This window comes from Rhodobacter sp. NTK016B, assembly GCF_017303295.1.
Taxonomy (GTDB): domain Bacteria; phylum Pseudomonadota; class Alphaproteobacteria; order Rhodobacterales; family Rhodobacteraceae; genus Pararhodobacter.
This window is the reverse complement of the sequence record NZ_JAFKOK010000075.1, coordinates 1-229: the sequence shown is the minus strand read 5'-3', so window position 1 is coordinate 229 and position 229 is coordinate 1. Positions and strand designations below refer to the sequence as shown.

Below are 229 nucleotides of genomic sequence, written 5' to 3'. Positions count from 1 at the left end.
ACAAGATCCGATATCTATTGCTGGTGGTATTAATCATTACCAATATGCAGTCAACCCTATCCAGTGGATTGACCCAACAGGTTTCCTTTGTGAAGAAGGGCTAAAACGCTTGGGTCAAATGTTGGCAGAGTATCAGGCGCAAAGCGATGTCCCCCAAGAGGTTTGCGATCAGATTTTAGAAGCAGCAAAAGAGTCATCCGTCGGAGAAGATGGCGTTCGCTCGCAAGTC

Annotated in this window: 1 protein-coding gene; it reads left to right on the top strand. The window is 46.7% G+C overall.

Annotated elements, in window-relative coordinates; all coding sequences use genetic code 11:
* On the top strand, positions 1 to 229 hold a 229-nt coding region (locus JI664_RS23760), incomplete at both ends, for a hypothetical protein (protein WP_207016267.1).